Annotated in this window: 22 protein-coding genes; 5 read left to right on the top strand and 17 right to left on the bottom strand. The window is 44.6% G+C overall.

Translation table 11 applies throughout. The annotated features are described in order from the left end of the window. Positions 1–134: 134 nt before the first annotated feature. Positions 135–1,526: a sigma-54-dependent Fis family transcriptional regulator gene (locus tag DWB64_RS06015; RefSeq protein ID WP_164980262.1), complete on the bottom strand. Its 1,392-nt coding sequence runs from the start codon at positions 1,524–1,526 to the stop codon at positions 135–137. A 135-nt stretch (positions 1,527–1,661) separates the two neighbouring features. Here DWB64_RS06015 and DWB64_RS06020 point away from each other — a divergent pair, with 135 nt between their 5' ends. Together DWB64_RS06020 and DWB64_RS06025 are read left to right on the top strand one after the other, a co-directional pair. After that, positions 1,662–2,771, top strand: a complete 1,110-nt coding sequence (locus DWB64_RS06020) for an efflux RND transporter periplasmic adaptor subunit (RefSeq protein ID WP_129487308.1) — start codon at positions 1,662–1,664, stop codon at positions 2,769–2,771. Continuing rightward, positions 2,768–5,878, top strand: a complete 3,111-nt coding sequence (locus tag DWB64_RS06025) for an efflux RND transporter permease subunit (RefSeq protein WP_129487309.1) — start codon at positions 2,768–2,770, stop codon at positions 5,876–5,878. The genes DWB64_RS06020 and DWB64_RS06025 overlap by 4 nt, the downstream gene beginning before the upstream one ends. 42 nt (positions 5,879–5,920) lie before the next feature. Here the strand turns inward: DWB64_RS06025 and DWB64_RS06030 are convergent, their stop codons facing one another. From DWB64_RS06030 to DWB64_RS06070, 10 genes are all read right to left on the bottom strand, one after another. After that, positions 5,921–7,657 carry an ATP-binding protein gene (locus tag DWB64_RS06030; RefSeq protein WP_129487310.1) on the bottom strand — a complete coding sequence of 579 codons (1,737 nt, stop codon included), beginning with the start codon at positions 7,655–7,657 and terminating at the stop codon, positions 5,921–5,923. A 58-nt stretch (positions 7,658–7,715) separates the two neighbouring features. After that, complete coding sequence (locus DWB64_RS06035; protein ID WP_129487311.1) at positions 7,716–10,004, bottom strand: diguanylate cyclase; 2,289 nt, start codon at positions 10,002–10,004, stop codon at positions 7,716–7,718. A 183-nt stretch (positions 10,005–10,187) separates the two neighbouring features. Next, complete coding sequence (locus DWB64_RS06040) at positions 10,188–10,442, bottom strand: sodium ion-translocating decarboxylase subunit beta (protein ID WP_129487312.1); 255 nt, start codon at positions 10,440–10,442, stop codon at positions 10,188–10,190. A gap of 1 nt (position 10,443) precedes the next feature. Next, entirely contained in the window at positions 10,444–11,190 is a 747-nt protein-coding gene (locus tag DWB64_RS06045) for a class I SAM-dependent methyltransferase (RefSeq protein ID WP_129487313.1), read from the bottom strand. A 133-nt stretch (positions 11,191–11,323) separates the two neighbouring features. After that, entirely contained in the window at positions 11,324–11,668 is a 345-nt protein-coding gene (locus tag DWB64_RS06050; protein WP_129487314.1) for a cupin domain-containing protein, read from the bottom strand. A 22-nt stretch (positions 11,669–11,690) separates the two neighbouring features. Then, positions 11,691–12,824 carry an aldo/keto reductase gene (locus tag DWB64_RS06055; RefSeq protein WP_129487315.1) on the bottom strand — a complete coding sequence of 378 codons (1,134 nt, stop codon included), beginning with the start codon at positions 12,822–12,824 and terminating at the stop codon, positions 11,691–11,693. Positions 12,825–13,239: 415 nt separating this feature from the next. Beyond that, positions 13,240–13,926 (bottom strand): HAD family hydrolase, encoded by a 687-nt coding sequence (locus DWB64_RS06060; protein WP_129487316.1) that lies wholly within the window; start codon positions 13,924–13,926, stop codon positions 13,240–13,242. A 381-nt stretch (positions 13,927–14,307) separates the two neighbouring features. Next, the gene (locus DWB64_RS06065) at positions 14,308–14,856 is read right to left on the bottom strand and encodes a YdcF family protein (protein WP_129487317.1); all 549 of its coding nucleotides are present in this window, start codon (positions 14,854–14,856) and stop codon (positions 14,308–14,310) included. A gap of 9 nt (positions 14,857–14,865) precedes the next feature. After that, the gene (locus tag DWB64_RS19215; RefSeq protein WP_164980263.1) at positions 14,866–15,030 is read right to left on the bottom strand and encodes a hypothetical protein; all 165 of its coding nucleotides are present in this window, start codon (positions 15,028–15,030) and stop codon (positions 14,866–14,868) included. Positions 15,031–15,091: 61 nt separating this feature from the next. Further along, entirely contained in the window at positions 15,092–16,159 is a 1,068-nt protein-coding gene (locus tag DWB64_RS06070; RefSeq protein ID WP_129487318.1) for a GNAT family N-acetyltransferase, read from the bottom strand. Positions 16,160–16,301: 142 nt separating this feature from the next. Here DWB64_RS06070 and DWB64_RS06075 point away from each other — a divergent pair, with 142 nt between their 5' ends. After that, entirely contained in the window at positions 16,302–17,084 is a 783-nt protein-coding gene (locus DWB64_RS06075; RefSeq protein WP_129487319.1) for a hypothetical protein, read from the top strand. Between the two features lie 361 nt (positions 17,085–17,445). Next, positions 17,446–18,168, top strand: coding sequence for an MBL fold metallo-hydrolase (locus DWB64_RS06080; RefSeq protein ID WP_129487320.1), 723 nt, complete (start codon positions 17,446–17,448; stop codon positions 18,166–18,168). Positions 18,169–18,221: 53 nt separating this feature from the next. On the opposite strand, the gene DWB64_RS06085 is transcribed toward DWB64_RS06080, so the two are convergent. The 3 genes from DWB64_RS06085 to DWB64_RS06095 form a co-directional block, all read right to left on the bottom strand. Continuing rightward, positions 18,222–18,905: a Type 1 glutamine amidotransferase-like domain-containing protein gene (locus DWB64_RS06085; protein ID WP_164980264.1), complete on the bottom strand. Its 684-nt coding sequence runs from the start codon at positions 18,903–18,905 to the stop codon at positions 18,222–18,224. Positions 18,906–19,090: 185 nt separating this feature from the next. Next, the gene (locus DWB64_RS06090; RefSeq protein ID WP_129487322.1) at positions 19,091–19,711 is read right to left on the bottom strand and encodes a class I SAM-dependent methyltransferase; all 621 of its coding nucleotides are present in this window, start codon (positions 19,709–19,711) and stop codon (positions 19,091–19,093) included. Between the two features lie 288 nt (positions 19,712–19,999). Further along, complete coding sequence (locus DWB64_RS06095; RefSeq protein WP_129487323.1) at positions 20,000–20,533, bottom strand: GNAT family N-acetyltransferase; 534 nt, start codon at positions 20,531–20,533, stop codon at positions 20,000–20,002. A 189-nt stretch (positions 20,534–20,722) separates the two neighbouring features. Here DWB64_RS06095 and DWB64_RS06100 point away from each other — a divergent pair, with 189 nt between their 5' ends. Continuing rightward, the gene (locus tag DWB64_RS06100; RefSeq protein WP_129487324.1) at positions 20,723–21,604 is read left to right on the top strand and encodes an alpha/beta fold hydrolase; all 882 of its coding nucleotides are present in this window, start codon (positions 20,723–20,725) and stop codon (positions 21,602–21,604) included. Positions 21,605–21,695: 91 nt separating this feature from the next. Here the strand turns inward: DWB64_RS06100 and DWB64_RS06105 are convergent, their stop codons facing one another. The 3 genes from DWB64_RS06105 to DWB64_RS06115 are packed head-to-tail and all read right to left on the bottom strand — an operon-like array spanning position 21,696 to position 25,117. Beyond that, positions 21,696–22,550: a hypothetical protein gene (locus tag DWB64_RS06105; protein WP_129487325.1), complete on the bottom strand. Its 855-nt coding sequence runs from the start codon at positions 22,548–22,550 to the stop codon at positions 21,696–21,698. Positions 22,551–22,560: 10 nt separating this feature from the next. Further along, entirely contained in the window at positions 22,561–23,967 is a 1,407-nt protein-coding gene (locus DWB64_RS06110) for a glycosyltransferase family 2 protein (protein ID WP_129487326.1), read from the bottom strand. After that, on the bottom strand, positions 23,957–25,117 hold the full coding sequence (locus DWB64_RS06115) for a HEAT repeat domain-containing protein (RefSeq protein WP_129487327.1): 1,161 nt from the start codon (positions 25,115–25,117) through the stop codon (positions 23,957–23,959). Before DWB64_RS06115 ends, DWB64_RS06110 begins: the two co-directional genes overlap by 11 nt.

Below are 25,117 nucleotides of genomic sequence, written 5' to 3' on the forward strand. Positions count from 1 at the left end.
GTCAGAAAATTAACGAAATTCAAACAACTGCATTTTGATGGGTGCGTCAGAATCTTGCACAATAAAAAACACACTGTATATGAAAGGCTTAGTTTTGAACCTTTTTACAGTGTGTCAATTTCTTAGACACATAGTCAGGATCTTGACACTCCGTCTATCCCATCTAGTATCTGGTACTTATCTAGTTTAAAGTATAACGTACTCCTTGGAATACCAAGTCGTTTTGCGCATTTTGCCCGGTTGCCGTTACACGCAATCAGCGTCCTTTCAATCATGCTCTTTTCAAACTGCTCAATCGCTTTGATCAGCCCCACCTTGTCAGAATTACTGGACAACTGCCCTAGTACCTCATCAGGAAGCATTTCGATACCTACCATCTTGGACTGCTCATTATTGCACATGATGACAAAACGCTCGATCATGTTCTTCAGTTCCCTTACGTTCCCGTCCCATCTGTAATCGATAAGTTTTTTCAGAACGTGTTCATCGTAATCGATCATGTCGATCGCTCTTTCACTGCAGTACCTTCTGGTGAACTCATAGACAAGCAGTTCTATGTCCTCTTTTCGTTCACGAAGCGCCGGAAGTTTGATATGTACCGCGTTCAACCGATAGAACAGATCGCTCCTAAACCGCTTCTTGTCAATCTGTTCCCTCAAATTATGATTTGTCGCCGCGATGATTCTCACATCCGTATCGATAAACTTGACCGAACCGATTCTTTGGACTTTGCCGTCTTCAAGCACCCTGAGCAGTTTGGACTGCATGCTCATGGGCATATCGCCGATCTCATCTAAGAACAAGGTGCCGTCATTGGCGATTTCAAACAGCCCGGCTTTGCCACCTCGCATGGCCCCTGTAAAGGCCCCTTCGATATAGCCGAACAGTTCGGACTCCAAAAGGGTTTTTGGAATCGCGCTGCAATTGATGGGAACGAACAACCCTTTTCTGCCACTTCGTTCATGCAGCGCTCTGGCAAACAGCTCCTTGCCTGTTCCGCTCTCACCTGTAAGCAGCACGGACAAGGTGGACTTCGCGACCGCTTTGGCCATTTCCACAGCCTCAAGCATAAGGGGAGACGCCCCTATGATTTCGCTAAAGGAGAACTTGTCCTCGTAGAGGTGCTCGATCTCTTCCTTTAACTTATCCAGGTTATCGGTGACAAGCGACAGCTTCTCACTTAGTTCCGAAAGCTCGGAGACATCCCTGTCTGCGCTGATCGCACCGATGAGCTTTCCATCCATATAGACAGGCTTTGCAGTGATGACCATGCGCTTGCCCTCGGATGGTTGGTGAAAGTGGTTGATATAAGACGTTTCAGAATCGATCACCGAGGGTAAAAGTGCATTAGGAAACACATCTCTCAAGTCACTACCGATGATCTTGCTTTTGCTGATTCCATAGATCCTTTCAGCTGAAGCATTCCAAAGAAGAACTTTATACGACTGGTCGATGACGCATATCGCATCATAGACACTATCTATCAGGTTGTTGAGTATCAGATTGTTATTGATATATTGTTCCACAGAGAGTCCCCTTTTCACTTAAGTACTCTTATTGTAACACACTGTAAAACCCCGTTAAACCTCACTTGATTTCAACATGCGATCGGCGTATGATTATGTTAATAAACCAGCCGGTCAGTTCTGAAGGAGAAAAATATGAAACCATTGAAATCAGCTATCTTTCTTGCATTTTCACTGCTTATGGCAGCATGTACCCCGCAAGCAGTTACCGAATCGGATATTCCCTATATCACCGTAGTGACAGATCTTGTGACCAGTGGAGTCGTCGAGGATTTCTATTCGCTAAACGGAACCGTATCCCATAATCAGGAGAACTTGGTCTTCTCACCTGCCACTTCCGAGGTCTTGGCTGTCCATGTCAAAAATGGCGACGTGGTGCTAGAGGGTGATATCCTCATCGAATTGGATCAGGAAGCCATCGAGAAGCAGCTGGAACAGACTAAAAAATCGCTCGACCTTGCTTACGTAAGCTACAACAGCGCCTCTGAACGCTACAAGGACGCGCTTGCAACACTTGAGCGTACCCAACAGCTCTATGATCAGGGCGCCATTTCAAAACAACAGCTAGAACAGGCACAGCTTGCGGCTTCAAACTCACCCGTCACCTCCGCAAGGCTTCAATATGAGCAGACTAGACTGCAGTACGAAAATCTGTCTGAAACGCTCGAGGATTCCTCTATCACAGCGGATGCGCCGGGGACGATAACCAACCTGGGCATCAACTCAGGGGATATGGTTCAGGCTGGTAGCATACTTTGCAAAATTATCGACGACAGCACCTTTAAACTCGAACTCAAGGTTTCTGAGAACGTTGTGCAGCATCTCGCCCTAGGCGACGAGGCTACTATCATCATTCCCGTCATCGACTCGACCTATACAGGATTGATCGTAGAGATTTCGCCTACTCCAGGCCTAAACTCGAAGCTCTACCCGATCAGCATTCATTTCGAAGGCGATTCAACGGTCAAATCGGGCATGTACTCCGAAGTGGTCTTCGACCTATCAAGCGGCATCGCGACTACCCGCATTCCTTCGCTTGCCGTCCTAAAGGATAATAGCGGATATTATGTGTTTAAAGTGACAGGAGAGGCTTCAGTAAGGCAGCCCGTATCCTTAGGCTTCGACAACGGCTACTTTGTCGAAGTCATCGACGGCCTGATGCCCGGCGACGAAATCGTTGTAAAAGGACAGCAGTTCATTAGGGATGATATTGAGACTAAGTATATCAGGAGGGATGAGGAGTGAACATATCTACACTTTCAGTAAGACGTCCTGTTACGATTCTCATGGTCACTCTGATCGTCGTCATTCTTGGATTTGTCTCACTCACGAGACTTCCAATCGACCTTTACCCTGATTTTGAGATTCCTGTGGCGATCGTTTCGACAAATTATGAAGGCGCCGGACCTCAAGAGGTCGAGAATTTAGTGACGGCAAGAATCGAAGAAGCGGTAGGAACCGTACAAAATATTGAAACCATCCAGTCCATCTCCTCCGAGGGAAACTCGCTGGTCATCATACAGTTCGCCTTTGGAACCGATATGAATTTTGCGGCTCTCGACATCCGGGAAAAAGTGGATTTTGTCGCTCCTTTCTTACCTGATGACGCGACAAATCCCTTGATTTTAAAAATCGATCCGAATGCCCAGTCTATCGTCGATCTATCGATTTACGCCAACGACCTGGCACTTACCCAGTCTGTCGCACAAGATGAGATAAAGCCACGGCTTGAGCGCCTGGAGGGGGTAGCCTCTGTAAACCTTTCAGGAGGATATACGCCTGAAATCAAAATTGAACTGAAGTCCGAATATGTGCATGGATACGGTCTGGATATCAATCAGATCGCTCAAATGCTGCGTATCGAAAACCTAAACCTTCCCGGCGGGACCGTAAAAAAAGGAGAGAGGACCTTAACGGTCCGTACCCTTGGTGAGTTCAGTACGATCGACGAGATCGCCAACCTCTACCTGACGCTTTCTAGCGGTGAGAGCATTAAACTCAGAGATGTCGCCGACATCACATTTGGATATAAGGACGTAACAAGTCTTGTCAAAACCAACGGAAAAGAGGCGATCAATCTCTCCATTCAAAAGGAGTCCGGCGTCAACACGGTACAGGTCGCAGAAAGGATCCTTACAGAAGTTAGTGAGATTCAAGCTGATTTTCCTCAGTATGAGCTCGATGTCGTCACTGACCAATCCAGATTCATCAAGGCTTCCATCACAAATGTGGTATCAAGCGCAGGATACGGCGCGGTTCTTGCCGTTCTTGTCCTCTATCTCTTTTTAAGAAATATCCGCACTACAGTGATCATAGGTATCTCCATACCGGTATCCATCATCGCTACCTTTGTACTGCTGTTCTATATGAATATCACACTCAACCTCATGACACTGGGTGGACTGGCACTTGGCATTGGCATGCTGGTGGACAATTCCATTGTGGTACTTGAAAACATTTACCGGTTCAGGCAGATGGGTCACTCTAAAAAGGATGCTGCGATAAACGGCGCCAAGGAAGTGGCGATGGCGGTAACCGCCTCCACACTAACAACAGTCGCGGTCTTTCTTCCCATCTCCTTTGTGGAAGGAATTACATCAACAATTTTCAGGGAGCTCGCACTCACCGTCGCCTTCTCGCTAGGAGCTTCACTGATTGTTTCATTGACAGTCATTCCTATGTTGAGTTCTAAAATCCTAAAGGTCGATGCCCAGATGGGTAGTGAACATCACGGAAAAAGCAGGATATTCGATTGGTTTTATAACTCCTTCGATAAGGCTTTCAGCGGACTCGAGCACCTTTACAAGAAAATCCTTCGCTGGGCTATCCACCATAAGAAAACCAGCCTACTCATTGCGTTTTTAACCTTTGTGACAAGCATGGTATCCATCTTCGGCATAGGCCAGGAGTTTTTCCCGGCACTGGACCAGGGCGAGTTCTCAATTTCCGTCAATCTGGCGCTGGGATCCGACCTTGAAGAGACCAACACCGTAGTCACTACCATCGAGAAGTACCTTAAAGAACAACCCGATATCGAATCGGTCTACAGCACGGTAGGGTCCGATGGCAACGCGTTTCTACAAACCAACGCGACAAACACGGCAAGCGTCAGAATCAAACTGATTCCGCTCACAGAGCGCATGATGACTACCACCGACCTCGCCGATCAGACACGCAAGTTCTTGCGCACACTTCCAGGAGTCGATGCGAAGGTCAATGTCATTTCGATGGGATTCGGCGGCATGTCCCAGGCTCCGGTCAATATCAATATAAAGGGCACCAACTTAGAAGTACTCGCCTCTATCGGAGAAGACATCAAGGCTTTAGTCCAGACAGTCGACGGAACAAGAGAGGTCGAAGTCAGCACCGGAGAAGGCATCGAGGAGATTCTAGTACATGTGACAAGGAACAAGGCCGCCTATCACGGCCTAAACGCGTCCGGTATCGCCAACGCTGTCAAAACAGCTATCGCCGGTCAAACAGCCACCACGCTCAAGCTTGATGGCGATGAGATCGACGTGACGATTGTTGGCGACCCGCTTTACAAAGAGAGTATCACAGGATTCGGAAGTCTTCCGATCAATACTCCATACGGCTATACGGTTCCACTTTCAGAGATCGCCATCATCGAAGTCAAGGAAGGCCCGACTTCAATCAACAGGGACAACCAGTCACGCTTCGTTTCTGTCACATCTCAAATTCTGAATCGAGATCTTGGATCGATCGTGACCGATATCGAGGCCGTACTTGAAACGTACGAGCTACCTGACAATTACTATGTGACAATCGGCGGTGAAAACGAAGAGATGATCGATGCTTTCAAAGACCTGTTGCTTGCTCTGATTCTTGCAATCATCATCGTCTATATGGTTCTTGCATCACAGTTCGAGTCGCTCATCCATCCATTCACCATCATACTCACAGTGCCGCTATCCTTCTCAGGCGCGCTTTTTGGGCTCTTTATCACAGGACGCACACTAAGTACACCTTCGTTTATCGGTATGATCATGCTTGCAGGTATCGTTGTAAACAACGCCATTGTGTTGGTGGATTACATCAACACAAGAAGAATGGCTGGCGAATCGAGAGATCAGGCGATAGAAGAAGCCGGACCGATCAGATTGCGTCCGATTCTGATGACGACACTTACTACGGTTCTTGGCTTAATGCCGCTTGCCCTTGGAATCGGCGAGGGAGCCGAATCTCAAGCGCCGCTTGCAACCGCTGTAATTTCAGGTCTCCTCTTATCGACCTTGCTGACTTTGGTTCTTGTACCTGTCGTATATGCCACTTTCGACGAATGGCGTGTAAAATTCAATGTTCGCTTCAATCATGAAGGTGTGCACGACTGATAAGCACACTTAATCAATAGAAATAAGAAATGCCTCCCTATATCACAGGGAGGCATTTTTTGAATCATTTATAGTTGTAGGTATGACGATTTGAATCCTGAAACCTTCGGAAGATCTCAAAAGATTCACCTTTCCTTCAAGGGTCTGGACTGCGGCATTATATAAGATGTGCATTCCAAGTCCTGTACTTCCTTTGTTCTTCTTAGTGGTGAAAAATGGAGTGAATATTTTCTCGCGAACCTCATCGTCGATGCCTTTTCCATTATCCTGATAATCAATCCTGACATGCCGCTCATCGACATAGGTGGCTGTAAAGGACATCTCACCATCTTGGTTTCCATCAAAGCCATGGATCACAGAATTGGTAATCAGATTGGTCACGATTTGTGAAATAGCACCCGGATAGGTATATAGCCGGATTGCCGGGTCGATGTCCAGGGTGAGCATCGTATCGATTTTCTTATATTTCGGTCTGATGCTGTTGATGATTTCTTCAACATATTCAGACAGATTGATAATTCGGTACTCATCCAGGTACTGGTCCATCGCAACCATCTTGAAACTCGAGACCAGCTCTGAGGATCTTTTCAGGTTCACGCCCATCAGATGAAGCGCCTCATTGTTTTCCTCGACAAAACCCTTAACTTCCTCAATCAAGAGTTCATGTTTCTTACTGCTCAAGTTTTTTGAGAGCTTATTGATATTGTCTTCAATAAAGGAATAGAGTGTCACACAGACACCGAGCGGAGTGTTGATCTCATGAGCAAGACTTGCCACAAGATCTCCAAGCGCAGCCAACTTCTCGGTCAGCACCAGTTGCTCCTGAGTCGCTTCAAGCTCCTCGATGGAATCCTCCAGCTGTTGATTTACAATCGTTAGTTCTGCCTGCTTTTCTTCGAACTCGGCGACATACTGCTCCAATATTTCATTCGTCTCCTTAAGTTCATTTGTACGCTCCGCAACTTCGACATTCAGGATATGGTCATAAGTCATCCATTTGTTGATAAGCCACGTCACCACAAACACCATCAACGCGCCTAGAGATATCAGCCAGTAGATCGCAACTGAAAACTTATTGGGATCGTCTCTTTCCGCTGATATCCTCCAGAAGTTTCCGTAAACCGGCACATCCCTGGTCATTTCTGCGTTGACAACCTCATCGGTGCTAAATACCAGCTCTTCAACAACACCTGCCCTGTCGATCAGCTCAATTTTTAGTTTGTAGCGTTCTAACAGCTCGATGGGAATCAGCTGATCGATCAGCTCCTCATAGTCGATGACCAGGCTGATCATCCCCCAAAAGCTATCCGGGTTGCCCTCTTCAAGCGCGATGGGAACTCTCACCACTAGACCTCGACCACCTTGAACAAGATTGATAGGTCCGTTGATAGTTGGAGCCAAGGTCTCCATCGCTTTTAGAATCGATCCCCTTTGAGCATCAACTTCAGTTAAATCCACACCGATAGAAGCCTCATTGCCATTTAGAGGATATTGATACCTGATGGTAGACCCCTCGATTACCGCAATATTCTTTATAATCGGATCGTCTATCATGATCAGCTGCCCTACAAAAGGATCGAGAATCTCACGTTCAGTACTTCTGACAAACTTCAAATAAGCACTCAAACCGTCCATCTGCCTTATCCGCTGAACGACTGTGTTGTCGATATAAGACTGTAAAGTTACAAGATCATTGGTGATTAACTCGCTGTTGCTCGATTCAGAACGTCTAAGTTCAAAAAAAGCGGCAGTTCCGAACATTCCCATAATCACAAGCACTGCTGCACCTAATATTAAAATTCTACGTAATCCGCTCAGACTACCACCTCCCTTACGATTAGTTGTTGTTTCCGGTAATCACTTTTACAAACACTTCGACAATCTGAGCATCAAACTGCCTGTTGCTAAACAGCTCTAGCTGCTCCAATGCCATCTTTTGGCTCAGTTCTTTTCTGTAAGGTCTTGTTGAAATCATAGCATGATAGGCGTCTGCAATGCAAACGATACGCGCGAGGAGCGGTATCTCATCCCCTTTTTGACCGTCTGGGTATCCTTTACCATCCACACGCTCATGGTGGTTTCTGACACAAGTGACCACCAGATTGTCATCGACCAGTTCCTTAATCAGATTGTAGCCTATGATGGTATGTTCCTTGATTTTTTCATACTCTTCTTCACTAAGCTGGTCCTTTTTTTTAATGATCGTATCAGGTATGGCTATTTTTCCTAAATCATGCAACATGCTTCCTAACTTCAAGGCATACTTCATATCGTCGCTCAAGCGCATCTCATCTGCGATCATCATCGCATATCTGGTGACCTCTTCCGAATGCCTGCCGGTATAGATGTCTTTCATATCAATCGCAGCGGCAAGCGTGAATACAAAGTCCGACAAGAGCGTCTTCTTAAGTTGCTGGTTCGCAGCCGATTCAAGCTTATCCTCTATGCTTCTTTCGTAGACGCATATCCGGTTTCTTCCACTGGCTTTTGCGTATTCGTTGGCTTTTTCCGCTTTTCTCACTACCATCTTCGGTGCCACAGAATCCATCGGATAACCTGCTATCCCTATCGAAACCGTTAGGGTGAAAAAGCTGCACATATCAGTCAATAGCTTATCTTTTATCACTGCCTGCCTAATTTTTTCTGCAACTTCCTTAGGGTTTTGATAATACAGTATATTGCACATCATTACAAACTCTTCTCCACCGAATCGGAACACATGGTCCCTCGATTCAGCATGTTCGACAATGATTTCAGCAATCCTTTTCAGAATCTCATCACCGACGGTATGCCCGAAAGCGTTGTTGACCGCTCTAAACTGATCAATATCGATAAAAAGGATCTCCGTGTGGTGTCCATCACTCAATATCTCATTTTGAAATTTCTCGAAAAATTTCCGATGGTTCGAAAGTCCGGTCAACTCATCCGTGTTCAAAGCCACAGCCATTCGTTCCTTTTCAGTCGCCAGCTCTTCACTTGCAAGATATATCTTTTTCTGATAATCGATATAGTTGATCATTGCGATCAATAGAACCGCCGCAGCATAAAATGTCACACCGAACACGGTCATCCTCAGCTTCTCGCCGAAATCCAAAAGCAGAATGAACGTGTCATAGGTTCCTGGAATAAGAAGCAGCAATGAAGCTATAGCTATCATGACATCTTCAGGATTGGTTTTCCTTATATAACTCCTAAGCGAAGTGACAAACCATAAAAGGACATTCACAAGAAGAAAGAGGTTGATGATATTATAGCCATCGGATAACATAACACTATTCGACGAGATAAGACAAAGAAGAAAACCCGCACCCAGGAGTGCCCCGCTCGCCCAAAGCAGTATCTTTTTCTCGTAAATTCTGGATAGGGCAAGCCCCATGATCATTGTGGACATATACAAGGCCAAGATGATTATCTTTTTAAATAGAAGTGGTGACAAAGGAGCATATGGAAAAACGACGTAATCAAGCAGATAGATGGCTACCGCTAAAATACTAAGCGGCAATAGGCTATATCTTTTATCATATGCCTTGGTCATACCAAATAACAGCAGCTGCATACTCGACAGCGCCACCATCGAACTGATGACTACGCTATAAAAGTTTGAATGCACCATTTTAAGGGCGGCATACAGCTTATTTGCATTTGATTCCCCTGCAATAATAATGGGAACTGTGCTAAATCCGATCTTATACTCCGAATACGTGGTAAACGATAAGGTGTTTACCTTATCGATCAGCTTTCTATCGATAGCGAACTTATAGCTATCATGCCAGATATTGTTGCTCACCAGTTCGCTGGAGCCGATCTCGGCGATTAGAGTACCGTTCCAGTAGATCTTATGCCAGTTCCCTCTCAGCCGTGTGATCAGTAGCATCAGATCTCCGCTGATATTCTCAAGCTCCGCTTCAGTGATTCTTCTTTCGTAGTTGAATATACCGCTGTCTTTGGGATCTATCTTACGTTCTGAAAAATCACTTAAAACTCCATTGTATTCGAAATCATGAATAAACAATGCGTTGGACGACGTATCGTACATCGCGGTTTCAAGGAATCCGAACCCCATGAAAAGCATGATTGTAAATAGAGCGATCAATGTGATATAAACGCCAAAAATCTTTTGCTTCACCGAGTTCACCTCCCTTAGACATGTATTACCCTAACATGCCCTAATTATTCAATTATGATCGATTGTTATGCGTGTTAACCGTAAACTTAAATGCAAAAAATCCATTTAGTTTTCACAAAGTGAACTAAATGGATTTAATGGATAATTAATGGTAAATCTAGTGGTGGATAAAGAAGAATATGCCTAATTTTCTTCTTTATTATTCTTTTTTTGCCTGTTGTTTTTGACTATCAGATGGATGATCAGCGCACCAGCACCGACAAGGAATCCTATTTCAACCCAGTTGACTCGTGATGCCACGAAGAATGCGGTTGGACCGTCCGCCCCACCGATGATTCCTACGGCACCGGCATCCGGCGTCGCCACCTGAACCACCAGCCATGCAAATGCACTTAGTGTGATGACAATGCCGATAACAGCTAAGACTCTTTTGATCATGTCACACCTTTCCTTTTTTCGCTAAAATGTAGTACCAGTCTGCCGCTTCTATTTCAACAGGCATGTTCATTTGGGCTCCGGATTCCATCACCGAATATCCACATGCCTCTAATTCCTTTTCAAGCAATTGTCTTTCGAACGGAAAATAGGTCTCATGCAATATGTCTTTCCCTGTGATCTTATTCTCCTTCTCATAGGTGAACAAGAAGTTGAAGGTGATCGTCTCGATGTCGTGGTCCCAGACCTGAACAAGGTTGATCCTCTCTTCGCCGACAAAGAGAGGAGCATAGGTGTAAAACCGCTGCCTGTCACGTCTGATCTTATCCCAGTTTCTTGAGTCGATAAAAATATATCCGTCTCCTGAAACAAGGGCGTCCATTTCGGATACAACCTTTGCGATATCATCATTGGGCACATGCCCGAGCGAGTTGCCCGTGCACATCACGCAGTCGAATTTTTCTGCCACCGTTTTGCTGACCAATCTAAAATCCGCCTGATAGAGGGGATATTTACTACCATATTTTTCTTTTGCCCGCTCGAGCATCTCAAGGCTCAAATCCGATCCGGATACTTTTATCTGAAGCTCGTCAAGACAGGCTGTCAGATTACCCGTTCCAAAACTGACATCGTGCACGGTAGATATGTTTTTACCTGCAAAGATGTCCTTATAAAAGCCTTTCAACCTATCTTGCATCCCCGGATACCTGATTTTATCGTAAATTTCCGCATGTGTGTAAAAGTTACCCATAGCTTCCTCCTGTGTATTGACACCTATCTTATAACTAAGTTTAACATATTTTGTATATCATTGAGCCATTAAACTGGTTTTCAAAAAAATAAAAACGGACGAATGACTTCGTCCGCTTGAGTGGTATTCACACTTATTTATGCCCCTCTGAAGGGACGATGCAGATGAACCTGAATTTTCCCTTACCAGCGTTTTTAAACTGGTGGTGCATTCCGGCAGGAACATAAGCAAAACTTCCAGCTTTCACAGGATTATCAGTTCCATCCATCATAAGTACGCCTTCGCCTTCGATCATGTAGTTGATATGCGGCCATGGATGGCTGTGCTCCGGGCTATAGCCCTCTTCATCAAGCTCGATGATGCGCATCACATGGTTGTCCCAACCCTCTTCAGCACCGACGAGCACTTTCATCGCAGCATTTTTAACCGTATCGCTGTTGATGACTTTCGCTTCTCTATCCGATTCATGTGCAAACATAATTTTTCTCCTTTTCGTAAACCTATCCTTCGAACACCCTTGCTACCTCTGCAAGTTCTTTGATGATTTCGATATGCTGAGGGCATTTCGGTTCGCATTCTCCACACGCGATGCATTTTGACGCACGTGTTTCAAGCGGCGCATGCTTCAGGTATTCCCTACCCATTTCCTCAACCTTGTTGAACATATGCCCTTGATTGAACACTCTGAACGCCTGTGGTATTTTCACCCCGTGCGGACAAGGCATGCAGTAGTCGCACGCCGTGCAAGGCACCTTCACCTTATCGTTGATCGCTTTTCTTACCTGTCTATAGTGTACTATATCTTCTTCAGTATGAGGAGCCACATTCCGTTTAAAAGTCGCTAAGTTCTCATCGAGTTGCTCCATTGTGGACATTCCACTAAGTACCATATCCACTCTGCTGTCGGCAAGCAGATAGTCGAATGCGAATCGTGTGTTGCTGCTTTCTGGTGAGTGTTTCCTGATCATCATTTGCACATCTTCAGACATGACACCCGACAGGCTTCCACCCCTAAGCGGTTCCATGATGACTACGGCGATACCCTTTTCATCCAGGTATTCAAGCCCTTCAAGCCCGGCCTGATACTCGATATCCAGATAGTTGTACTGGATTTGAACAAAGTCCCAATCATAAAAATCGACAATTTCCTTAAATAAAGGCAACTCGTCATGATACGAGAACCCGATATACTTGACACGGCCGTCAGCTTTGATCTTTTTGATGAAATCGACCAAGGCTTCTTTGTCGTAGTTGGCCCAGTGGTCGACAGACAGTGCGTGTAACAAATAAAAATCGATATGATCCGTTTCAAGTTTTTCAAGCTGCTCGTTCAGATATTTTTCAAGATCAGCAGGTTCCTTCACCAACCAGCTCGGAAGCTTGTCTGCTAAAACCGCTTTTTCACGGTAGCCGTCCTTTAGCGCTTTTGCCACGATGTTTTCGCTCACACCACCATGATACGGGTATGCGGTATCCACATAGACAGCACCTTCATCGATACTGTGTCTGATCATCTTGATAGCTTCCGCGATATCCACGTCCGTCTGACCTTTTGCATCAGCCATCATAGGAAATCTCATACACCCCATGCCAAGTCTCGTTGGAAGTTTCTTTAAAAATTCTCTTGCTGTCATCCTGTTCTCCCTTCAATTGGTTCGGTCTATCACCATTATACCGCAACAAAGCAGCTATCGAACATTTTATTTCGCCACTCTTAATACTTATTTGATCATGCTGGCGATTCTTCTGATTCACTAGCCGTAGACGATCTCAATGTCCAAAATTCCCAGGCCTTTATAACATAGCAAGTTGCTTTTTACACGTAGTTGGAATACAAAAACTCGCGTAGTAGCTGCGCCTTGTGCCAGCCCTCTCCAACACAAAGGGGAAATGCAATTTTGAAAACCACACTAAGGGGGTTCATTAGCAAATCTTTATTTACTCAACTAGCATGTTATCACGCACTAGATCCCACCACGTCTAATCCCTATTTTAAGGCGCTTCGCTTCAACTGCAAGGCAAACCTTTCTCTCTACTTATTACCTAGAATTAAACATCCAAACTATCGGACTCGATTTCCTTCACCAGATCTTCCACTTGCGAATAAGTCCTATAGATAGTCGGCTTCAATTGACCATATGCTTTTGTAAACCAGTCGGCCCGTATAGGGAGCATCCCTACCTTGGCAGCTCCGTTTAACTCGTCGCTTCCTCCATCGCCGATGAAGATGCATTCCTTAGCAGACACTCCGATTCGCCCTGCGGCCTCCAGATAGATTTCCTTTTCAGGTTTGATAAGACCGACATCACATGAAAAGAGCACCTCGTCAAAATAACCGGGAAGGTCCGATGCATGGAAGCCATCGATTTCCTCCACTGACGCATTGCTGATCAGTACGGTTTTTATTCCCTTTGACCGAATCGACTTCAAAAGGGCTATGCTCTTACCAGGCACCTCTTTGAAACAGGCCGACTTGCCGCTGATCCTATCCGCATTCAGCTCCTCGATCACCGCTTCATCCACGGGCACGCCTAGTTTGTCCGTGATTTCACGTAACACCTCTCGAAAATCCGGATACGCTCCGCGGTACCTGCACTCCCTGTACTTGCCTACCTCGGCGTAATAGTCGCCCACAGACAACTTAAGTTTTTCAGCAATCTGAACACCGCTCATTTTCTTCACGTTCGCTTCCGTCACCAGTGTCTCAAATAAGTCAAAAATAATCGCCTTAACCATAAATCCTCCCTGTTACCACTACGTCCTAGTTCCCTCTCCACATACCCGCACAAAAAATACTCGCGTAGTCGCTGCGCCTTGTGCCAGCCCTTTTAAACTCAAAGATGAAATGCATAGAAATTTCTGTCCTATACGATCTAGCTTATGTCCTCTACGGATAGGCTTTATGTCTACCCTCCCTGAAAGCTGTTTTAAGTCCTTATTCCAATCAAGGCTGAAAGAGCAAGGCAATTTTGAAAACCACACCAAGGGGATTCATTTGCAAATCTTCATTTACCTAAGTGGCATCTCATCCTACATTTGATCCCACCACGCCTACCGCATATTTCAAGGCGCTTCGCTTAAAAAGCAAGGCAAACATTTCTCTCATCACCTTTCTGGTCACACCGGCTTATCCCTAAAATACTTGCTAATCTTTTCAATTTCGTCGAACACAAGTGCCGCGTGTTCCTTTTTTAAATACCAGTTCTCTGCTGTCAGCTTCCTTTCATCGACAACGGGTGCGACCATGAAGATCGTATCCGGACCCGAGTTGAGTTCATAGGTCAGTTTGCACCTTTTGGCATGAAAAGTCTTGCATACGAGAATCGCTTTTTTCAGGTCAACGCCTTTTTCTTTGAGCAGCTCATGGCTGAACACGGCGTTGTCAAAGGTGTGAGCCGCCTTGTCCTCTTTTAGGATCGCGGTTTCAGGAACATCCATCTTTAGGAGCAGCTCCGTCAAATAGTCACATTCGGTCGCATGGGTTTTCAGCTTCCTGTTCTCTCCACCCGACACGAGAACATACTCGGAAAGCCCCCTATGGTATAGCTCGGCGGCCTTCGAAGCAAGTTCAGGCCTGCTCCCACCAGCGACAAGTATCACATCAGCAGGTCCTAGTTCATCGCTGATAAAGATCATTTCTGTTATCGACTTATGAAAATTATGCATGACAGCTCCTTAGTCTTTCTTGTTCGGCAGTTTAAATAGTTTTTTTAGAATCCACTGGATCCCCAGTAGTTTTCCAAGTCCGTTCATCAGTCTCATCCAGTACTTTGTGAAAATCACCGTCATTAAGACGATGACAGCCACACCTAAAAATAGATTGTTAATCGTTATCTCCACCCTGTCACCTCAGCACACTTCTAATCAGCACATTGCTCAACCCAGCCCGACCTTCATCATCTCAAGACCCTGACTCCTGTCCCCTTCGAGAAGCTCCTTTCCATACCCCTATATCGATACTCGCAATAGACGATTCACAAAACTCAACCCTTACCATGTCCGGCATCTCTAGTTGTGACCAGAACTCATATCCTACACCCGGGTCATAATGGTTGAGAAGCGCAGTGAGGATGGTCCCGTGAGTCCCGATCACGATCCTTTTTCCATCGTGCCGGCTCAAGACTTTTTCAAAGGCTTCCACTCCCCGTCCCTTCACCTGATTGATCGATTCTCCACCCGTCGACGCATACTCGAAATCCGACCACTGCCTTTGAACAAAGGCCTTGAAGTCCTCGACATACTCACCGACTTCACGTTCCCTAAGGTCCTCGATTTCTTCTACGGCGAGCCGCTTTTCATTTGCAATGCCACTAACCGTATCCACCGCCCGCCTAAAGGTGCTCGCAATCACGTGGTCTATTTCAATTTCAGAAAAATACTCGGTGATCCGTTCCACATCACCAAGATGCTTTTCATCAAGGGGCATGTTGCGGTCGTCCCCTTTGACATACACCGATTTGCCATGCCTGACAAACCAGCATTCCGTATTGGTTTTCACGTCTTTCAAGTCGATCGACATCCTGACGGTCTCATCACTCGATTCAAAAGCCCTAAATCCGCAAGATTGAAACAAGCTGATCGACGGCTGATTGTATCGGTAGATCTCTTTGAGCTCGATCCTTTCATAACCGGACCGCTTCGCATGCTGAAGCAGCGCCTTTATTACTTTGCTTGCGATACCGACACCTCTGTATTTGGACACACCGATCACAATCGGCATGGTAGATTCACTAAGCGTCACATCGCCGATCGCGGTCCATGTTCCGTTTTCGAACACTTCGATAAAAAACAGTTCCCCTTTTTCCTTTAGATACCCGTACATGGCAGTGATGGTATCCATGCCGTACGGTTCAGATCCCAGTCCTTCCGAATGGTCAAGCACGTAGCGGTCGCCGTACCAGGCAAGCGCTTCAAAATATCTATCCTCAGTAGGCCTTACAAGCCTTAGCTTATCGCTTATTACAATCATGTGCCACCTCTTTCCCTGTTAAGTATAGCAAACTACTGTAGGGATAAATATACTAATTGTTGGAAAATTCATCTCTAAATCATTTGATATCCATCGCTCCATTTGATACGATGGTTGAATACATAAAAGGAAGGTAATCATCATGATCGATAAGAACGCATTTGACAGCATTGAAGCATTCATCACACATCTCAAGCGAAACGAAAACATGGTGGGTATCGTGGAATACGGTGGCAGAAGCTACAGCGACATGAGCAAAGCGGGCGACTACGACCTGACGGTGATTTTTGACAAGCCTCTTTCCAAAAACATCGAAGGAGTGCACTTTCACATAAAGGGCATTCCTGTGGACTGCATGTTGCTGTCGGTAAACGACTTCATGGCGGATCATCCGCTAAACGAGTTCTTGCACGTTCATATGAACTGCACCATCCTATACGACAAGGATGGAATCACAGAGGCTTTGTTAAACAGAATTAATACCACCTGGAAAACAGACGATACACTGTCCGAATTCGAAGTCATGCTCTTCAGATTCACCTTCAGGCACATTCTGGACAAACTGACCCATAGGCTTCACGACAACAAGCTATACACCGTCTACTTCATCTATTCCTCCATGGACTGGTTCTTATCGTGTTATGCGAGAATCAGGAACTGGGAAGCAGGAAAACCGAAACTGCATCTAAAGCTGATCGAAGAGAACGAGCCTGAACTATACCGGCTCATCGAAGATTTATATGAAAGACAACAATTCGAGGAAAAGTACGAAAAGCTAAGCAAGATCGCAGAGTACATGTTAAAGCCGATCGGCGGACTATGGAAAGAGGACGAAGTCTTATTCCACCTATCACCCGATGGCAGCCATCAAGTTGAGGAAGAAGAGCGGTTGCTGGAGATTTTGTTCGGGTTTGATGAAAGTTAAAGAGAACCGCAATTTTTAAAACCACACTAAGGGGCTTCATTTGCAAATCTTCATTTACCTAAGTGGCATGTCATCCTACATTTGATCCCACCATGCCTCTCGTCTATTTCAAGGCGCTACGCTTCAAAAGCAAGGCAAACATTTCTCTCACCTTATTGCTTTTCTTGCATTTGAAGCGCAGCGCCTTAAAGTACATGTACAGGTGAAAATGGACATATGGTTATATACAATCGAGCATTAAGGGATTAAAGTCTTGCCGATACTATTTTCTTAGTGTGGTTTTATAAAATTCCTCGTCAAACTTTGCATTTGAACATTCCAAAATAGGAAGCCAACAATAACTATAAAGGGAGTGAACAACATGAAACTGAACTTTCTAGGCACAGCAAGCATACCCACTGCCAGCAGAAACTCGCAAAGTACTTTGCTATCCTTTCATGACCGCTCAGCCGTTTTAATTGATTGCGGTGAAGGTACACAAAGACAACTGCTTATAACGGGGATCGATTTAACAGGGCTTGACACGATCTTCTTGACCCACGAGCATATCGACCACACGCTAGGTTTACCCGGCGTGGTCATGATGCTCTATCATCTTCATCACAATAAAATAAGGATCTACGGACCAGAATCCGCCATAAATCTTGCGAGAGAGTGCATCCGTCTATTTGTCACCTTTATCGACGACCCTGCGGAGTATATCGTCCTAAAGGAAAATCAAATCCTTCAAATCGACCAGTACACGCTAAAGACTTTTCCAACCTACCATACCGAGGATTCCACCGGCTACACCTTTACATCTGCCGGCAAATCAGTCACATTCTTCGGAGATGTAGAAATCCGACACCCGCAGCAAATAAAAAAGCTTACCGGTCAGGTAAGCAGTTCGACGTGTTGTGTTGTAGATGCCGTTCATTTGAACCTATTCCAAGTAGAAGACATCTGTCAAAGCAAAGAACTGAAGACAGTTTTCCTGTTACCCACAAGATACGACACATGCGAAAGTGAAATCAAAGCTGCATTCAGTAAAAATTATGAATCTGAACTGATCCTTCCAAATGACTTTGATTCCTATGAGATATAATCATGCGACTAGAAGTTAAACACCCAAAACGTGCCAGTCACCTTTTGAACACGTCAGATCGTGCCAGGCACCTTTTGACTAAAATATCGAACATCACCAACAAGTTGCACCTGCTTGTCAGCAAGAATCAATGCGCCTTTGTCACCGACCGCATAGACGTCTTTCTTTTTTTCGAGTAGCACTCTCAAGATGCTTTCGTTTTGCTCCTGAGAACCCTCATAGTGGACTTCAAAATAGAAATCCTGAACAAGGGAGAGTCCCTTATGGTAGCAAAATTCATCGTAATCCTCATCGGCCGTCAGGTGGTACTCCGAAAGTTGTATCAAGGCCCCGGCGCTGAATCCCATCACAAGACCGTCATGCCGTTTGATAAGATCGACAAGTTCTTTTTCATAAAGCCTCTCCATCATCTTGTCTGGTAGACCGCCTGGAAAATAGACAATATCCGCTTCACTGATCTTTCGCTGAGATTCCTCCACGCTATCCTCAAAGTAGTTGACCCACGTGATGTCGGATTCGGCAATACTGTACCTTTTAAACGCATCGACCATACCGCTGTAGTATTTACCGTTCGCGCGGCCATAGCAGCTTAGCCAGTCCTCTTGATTCCTAACTCTTTCCTCTCTAAATGAAAATGCCACTATCACGACTTTATCACCAGCTTTTATATAATTCCGATACGCTTTAAAACACCAATCCTCATCGATGTTGAATGTGTTATGTAAGATATTGATCATCACTGCCTCCCCCATGCTGGCACCTTTTGAAGACAAAGCTAACTACCTTTATTAGGATTTCGATGAGTCTGTCTTTGACGACCTCGACTCCAAAGCTCATGCAGAACATAATATCCATTCTCCTTCTAGCGAGCTGAGATTGACCGCACTACTTTACCTCGCCCTTATCCCGCAAGTCAGAACTTTTATTTCTGAACAATAAGCTCGCAGTAGCTCTGCCTGTACATCTCACCTTCAATCTCTCTCTCTGTCACTCTGTTTTCCCTAAAAATCATTTTCATATCAGAAAGGATCTCACGCAGTTCCTTTTCGCTATGATAGGAATGAACGACTTGATCACCGTGCTCATCTTGCAAAAACTCGTCCTCGCCAACCTTTGTGCCCTCGCCATACCCTTCATCCTGATGGGTGAGCAGATTGATCAGCATCAGACCGTTCGGCTTCAGCACACGTTTAAGCTCGGCAATTGACTGGTCGATCTCGAGTTTTGTCATGTGGAAGATGGAATTGAAGGAGTACACAAACGAAAAGGATTCATCTTCAAAGGGTAAGCTTCGCATGTCGCCCTTCTTTATATTGAGTTGCACGCCATGTCTCTCTTCAAATCCTCGAGATAAGCGTATCTGGCTGTCCGAATACTCGATTCCAGTCGTCCGATAACCGAAACTCGAAAACAAGCCGAGCGGCGGCATGTTTCCACCTGCTCCACAGTCTAGAATTGTCTTTTCAAGCTCAAAAGTCCTTGCCTGCTCTTCGCACAGAAAGAGAAACTTATAGAGCTGGGTTTGTCTGAATACAATGTTCATCTTTTATCTCTCCTTATGAACAAGGTAGTGTAAACCACCAGTTCTTTAAATGGTCGCTAGGACTTATAACATCAAGCGGTCCCAATCAAACAGCCGATAGCATCATCCGTGCATTTCCAATTTTATCATAATTGGAATCAATGCACATTGACCGTTCAAGTATAATCGTTTTATCACGTCATCTAAACATAAATAAACAAGTCCTCTTTTACGGTAGGACTTGTTCTTAAATTCACTCGAAAAGAGCTTTAAAGCAGTCTAAAAAGAGGGGATATCACTCATCAAAACCTACCCGTTGAACTCTGCCCTTAAAATACCGAAGTGCATCCTGTCGAACCTTTTTCCTGCGAAGTAGACCGCGCTGCGCTCGGTGCCTTCTTTTTTGAATCCGCATCTCAGGAGTGATTTTTGCGCGCCGATATTGCTTTCAAGTGTACTCGCTGTGATCTTCTCAAGTCCTAGGTTGTTGAACCCATACTCCAATATCTGCTGAAGCGCCTCTGTCCCGTATCCTTTGCTGCGGTCGTTGATGGTTGAGATGCCCAGACCTATCGAGCAGGACCTGTTTTTCCAGTCGATATTCTGCAGCGCGACATCGCCGATCACTTCACCTTTTAATAAGAAGATGCCCAGTCTCACATGCTTGTCGCCCTGATCTTTTTGAGTCTCTTCAAACCAGGTATCCGCCTTGACAGAAGAATGACCGATATTAAGGGGTTCTGTAAGCTGATCGAAGTCGTATTCAAAATCGTTCCAAAGCTTTACACAATCCTCTTTTTCGAGTGTCGCAAGATAGATTCTTTTCGAGATCAGTTTAAGCATAATCCTCCACACATCCTTTCACATATAAATCGAGTATCCTGTTAAATCAAGCTTACCAAAATAAGGATTTCACATCTATCTCTTTCTGTCCTTTTTATGGATTTTTTCTCTTTAACTGTTCTTTATCAAGAGCAAGCCGCAGTCATGTGTGCGATAATTGTTTAGAGTTATAAGAAAGGGAGATTTTAAATGACCACTCAAAACATTATCATACAAAACAGAAATGTCCGCTTTATTTCTTGGGGTGATCCCGAGAAGCCGCTTATCATTGGCATCCATGGACTTGGAGGTTCAGCCTGCACGTTTCACGAGGTCGCCCATCAACTGATGCATGACTACCACCTTGTTTCCATCGATCTGCCCGGGCACGGAAAAAGCGAGGATCTCGATACAGACTATTCACCTGACTACCTCATGCCTTGGTTGTCTCAGGTGATAGATACCATAACAAAACAGCCGTTCTACTTACTCGCGCACTCCTACGGTGCGAGTGTCGCACTACACTTCAGCGCGGCATATCCTGACAGGGTAAAAAAATCGATACTTCTAGATGGAGGATATCACGACCCGGAGTACGGCTACGCCTACTTCACCGGCTTATATGAAAAGGGGCAGTTGGATTACAAACCCTTCATGTGTTTTGAGGATGAAAAGAACTATTACATAGATGATTTTGACGGGTACGTCTTCGATGATTTTGAAGGCGCAGTCCAGGCGGAGCTTGATAACCACACCAATCTGAATCCTTTAAAAAGAACCATGATTGAGGATCTGATTGTGGAAAGAAACGGAAAGTTCTGCTGGCACGCAAACGGAACCACCGCCGTTAAGGCGCTTAACTTCCAGTACAACTCGCAAAAGACACTTGCATTCGAGCGGATCATGGCAAAAACGAAGTTGATTTATGCGGACCAGCCAGCAGAATATTATCAGTCTCGAATAGAACAGATTGCCATCTTCAAATCGAAGTTCGATGTGGACTGCGTGCTCTATGAGAACACAGGACATATGGTCCATTATGACCAGCCTGAAAGGTTGAGTGATGATATCAGAGCATTTTTCTTGGTCTGAGTAGATAGGGTAATTATATCAATATAATTTATCTAATAATATCCAATTAAAAAGAAGCGACCTCATCCGGTCGCTTCTTTCCAATTTCACTTTAATTCAAGATAAGCCATGTCTCTAGGTGATGCACCGCCACCTGTATGTCACAGTCAATGGTGACGCCTATTTTTTTTAGTTCATATAGGACCAACATGACTTCGTTTTTTGAATATCCCGCAAATGATACGTTATCACCCTCTTGTGACGGCCGCGTCTCCACAGCAATAATCAGCGTGGTTCCAAACTTTCTTGCATAATGGACTTCTTCTTTAATCAGTGCGGTGATACTGTTGCTGCCGATGACTTTGTTGCGGTATGCCATTACAGTGACTGTATCCACTTTGCCCATGATCCACTCAGCGAGATTCGTTTTTCCGTAGCCATTGTCAAGTTCTACTTTTTCATACCAAAAAGGAATGACGATATTAAGTTCAAGTCCATTCATTCGGCAAATACTATCTGCTTCCACGATGTGATTTTGAAACACCTCATAGTACTTAAGCATTTTCTTTTCTGACACCTTTAGGACATAGGGTTCAATATCCAGGATGATACCGACAAAGTCACACACTTGGCGCTTTTTAAGATCCACAAGATGACTCATAAACGCATCGAAGGCGGTTTCATTGTCATCAACCCATTTTGCACTCCCGCCAAGGGCATAGACTTTGAAGCCGTATGATTTGGCCAGATTGCATTTACTGATGAATCTTTCTTCATCGTCAGCCGAATAATATAAGTAGATCGTATTGAATTCATCGCTTTTAAGTTTTTCAATCGAGTCGGAGGTCAGTTCTTCTAGATTCCACACAAACATGGACATGTCAGGTGAATCCGATATGTCAGAATCGCTTATAACAGGTGCTAGCGAGGTGTGCAAAACTAGTAAAATAGCGATTAAAAGATGCATGCGCCCTCCTTTATGACTTCAAATGCGATTTTCTTTCAATTCTCCCCCATGATTTAGAGTACTTCTTGTACCCCAACATGGCGATAAGTCGTTGAATTGTAGAAAACTGACGGTAGCCGACGGCTTCGATGAGACTGAGTAGGATATAGGCCAATAAGCGTTTCAAGTTATACCTGTCTTCAAGCAGGTAGTAACTCAGTAGAATTGATGAAACTGATATGACACTGCTGAACAATACGTAAACAAGTAAAAAGGTGGCAAAAAACTGAACGTTGATCAGTCCAAGTGAAAAGGACGTGATGATCATGATTAGACCGACCAGCTCAATCACACAGGATATTGTTTCATAGAAGAAGTAATAGACAAAAGAAAACATGCCGATCCAGCCAAACGTCGGATTTAAAAACATATAAAAATGCTGGAATATGCTCTGCATCAGTCCTATGTGCCATCGCTTTCTTTGTGTGGCAAGGTCCTTCCATTTCTCCGGAACCTGAGACCAACAGATCGCATCGGGCACATAGCTTATTTTATATTCTTTTCTATTACGCCTGAAAAACGCATGGATATCAACAACCATCAACATGTCTTCGCCAATGCTCTGGCTTTTGTACCCGCCTACACTCACCACAACATCTTTTCTAAACAGGCCGAACGCACCGGATATGATCAGGTTTCCGTTAAATTGATTAAACCATACGCGAGTTGTAATGAATATTCTTGCATATTCCACCATCTGCATCAGCACGGCGAAGTTTTTAGGTAAAAAAGTCTTCACCACTTCTCCGTCTTCTATGACGACCGAGTTGGCGATATTGATATTTCCACCTACAGCGACCGTCCTTTCATCTTCCATGATGGGCATGCTGATTTTCTTCAGCGAATCTTTTTTAAGTAACATGCTATCCGCATCAAGCGCCACCACATACGGGTATCTGGAGATATTCACTCCCATGTTGAGCGCATCCGCCTTACCGCCGTTTTCTTTTTTGACAAGTGTGACCATGACGCCATTAATGTTCCGTGTGTATATTTCATGATAAGGCTTCGTGCCAAGAAGTTTTCGTACAGGTCGCGCAGTCTGTTCCAGGTTAAAACTCTCAATCAGGTGGTCCACCGTACCGTCTTTGGAACCATCATCGATGATCACTACTTCATATTCAGGATAATCAAGAGTGATAAGCGATAAGATGCAGTCAGCGATGGTGACTTCCTCATTATAGGCTGGAACAAGTACGGAGATCGGTATGAAATTCTTCTCATTCCTTATATAGTAGTCATTGTCGTGTCGTTCCTGTTCTTTACGCTCAAAAAGATACGTTACTGCAAATAGCGTAGATACGAAAAAAGTAATTGCGTACCCGAAGATGTAGTACATGAACGCCCAGTTGAGAAAATCAAGTAATTTAATGAGCATACTCCACCCCTTTCCTGAGTATCTCCCCGATCGATTCCTTGAGATGTGAAGGTTCTTCTTGCAAATGACGGGCATATTCCAAGGCGTCGATCGCATAGGGGTCGTCAAGACTCTGCTTTATCAACTCAAAATCATGTTTCAATGTTTTTTGATGATGATCGATGTAATCAAGCACCGTGGTCGCCATATTGATCCTAACGTACCAGTTGTCATCGGACAAAACCGGTAGCAGTTGTTGAAGCTCCAACTCTTGTACATAGATTCTGAGCGTTTTTGAAGAGATTGCCCGAATTTCCCATATCTCGTGCTGCGTCGCTTTCAGCACATCTTCAATCGCTTCGTTGTAATGGATATTTCCAAAATATTTGAGAATCATGATATGCTCTTCTTTATCTGTAACTTCTTTCAACAGCTGACTTATCATCTTCGCAGGGCTTTTCTCGTTCTGATTGAGAAAGTAGTTGATCACAAGACGCCTAAATAAGCCTGTCAACTCCCTGATGTTCTCCACCAGTTTTTCAATTAAATCCTCTCTGTCTCCTTCAAAGGAATCCAGCACATCGGTTAGTACCTTTTGATTTAGATACCCTTTTTCCTTTGCTGTGATCACAAGTGCGCGCACAAGAAAATCCGCATCACCAATTTTTGAAAGCGCGGATAAGCTGTTGAATTTTAAGGCGATCGACTTTGAATGTACTCCTTCTATCAGATATTCCACAACCTGTTCTGTCCGAAGTCGATATTCACCGACTAAAAAAACGTTTTGCACATGTTTGACAGAACGGTTCCTTCTTACAGTTTGGATTTTGTGGTTCACATAGGATTCAAAACAACTCATATATGCGATCACATTCCCTCTGTTTTCTTTATTTGTCGCATAGTCGATCATCACATTTTGAAAAACACGCTCATAAGACTGTGATTTGTTTCTTTTATTAATCAGGTTGATGTGTTCTAGTGAAACAGTACCACCAGATTCCACAGCCGACAGCCCTTCCATAATTATATTTTCATACCCTTTTGAAACAACACCCACTCGACGTAAAAAGCGTCTATTGACCGCATCCACGTACATTAAATACAGAAGGCTTGTGATTATGATGATAATAAATGAAAAAAGCATCATATATATCAGTACGATTGAATTCAT

The organism is Fusibacter sp. A1 (assembly GCF_004125825.1).
Lineage (GTDB): Bacteria > Bacillota > Clostridia > Peptostreptococcales > Acidaminobacteraceae > QQWI01.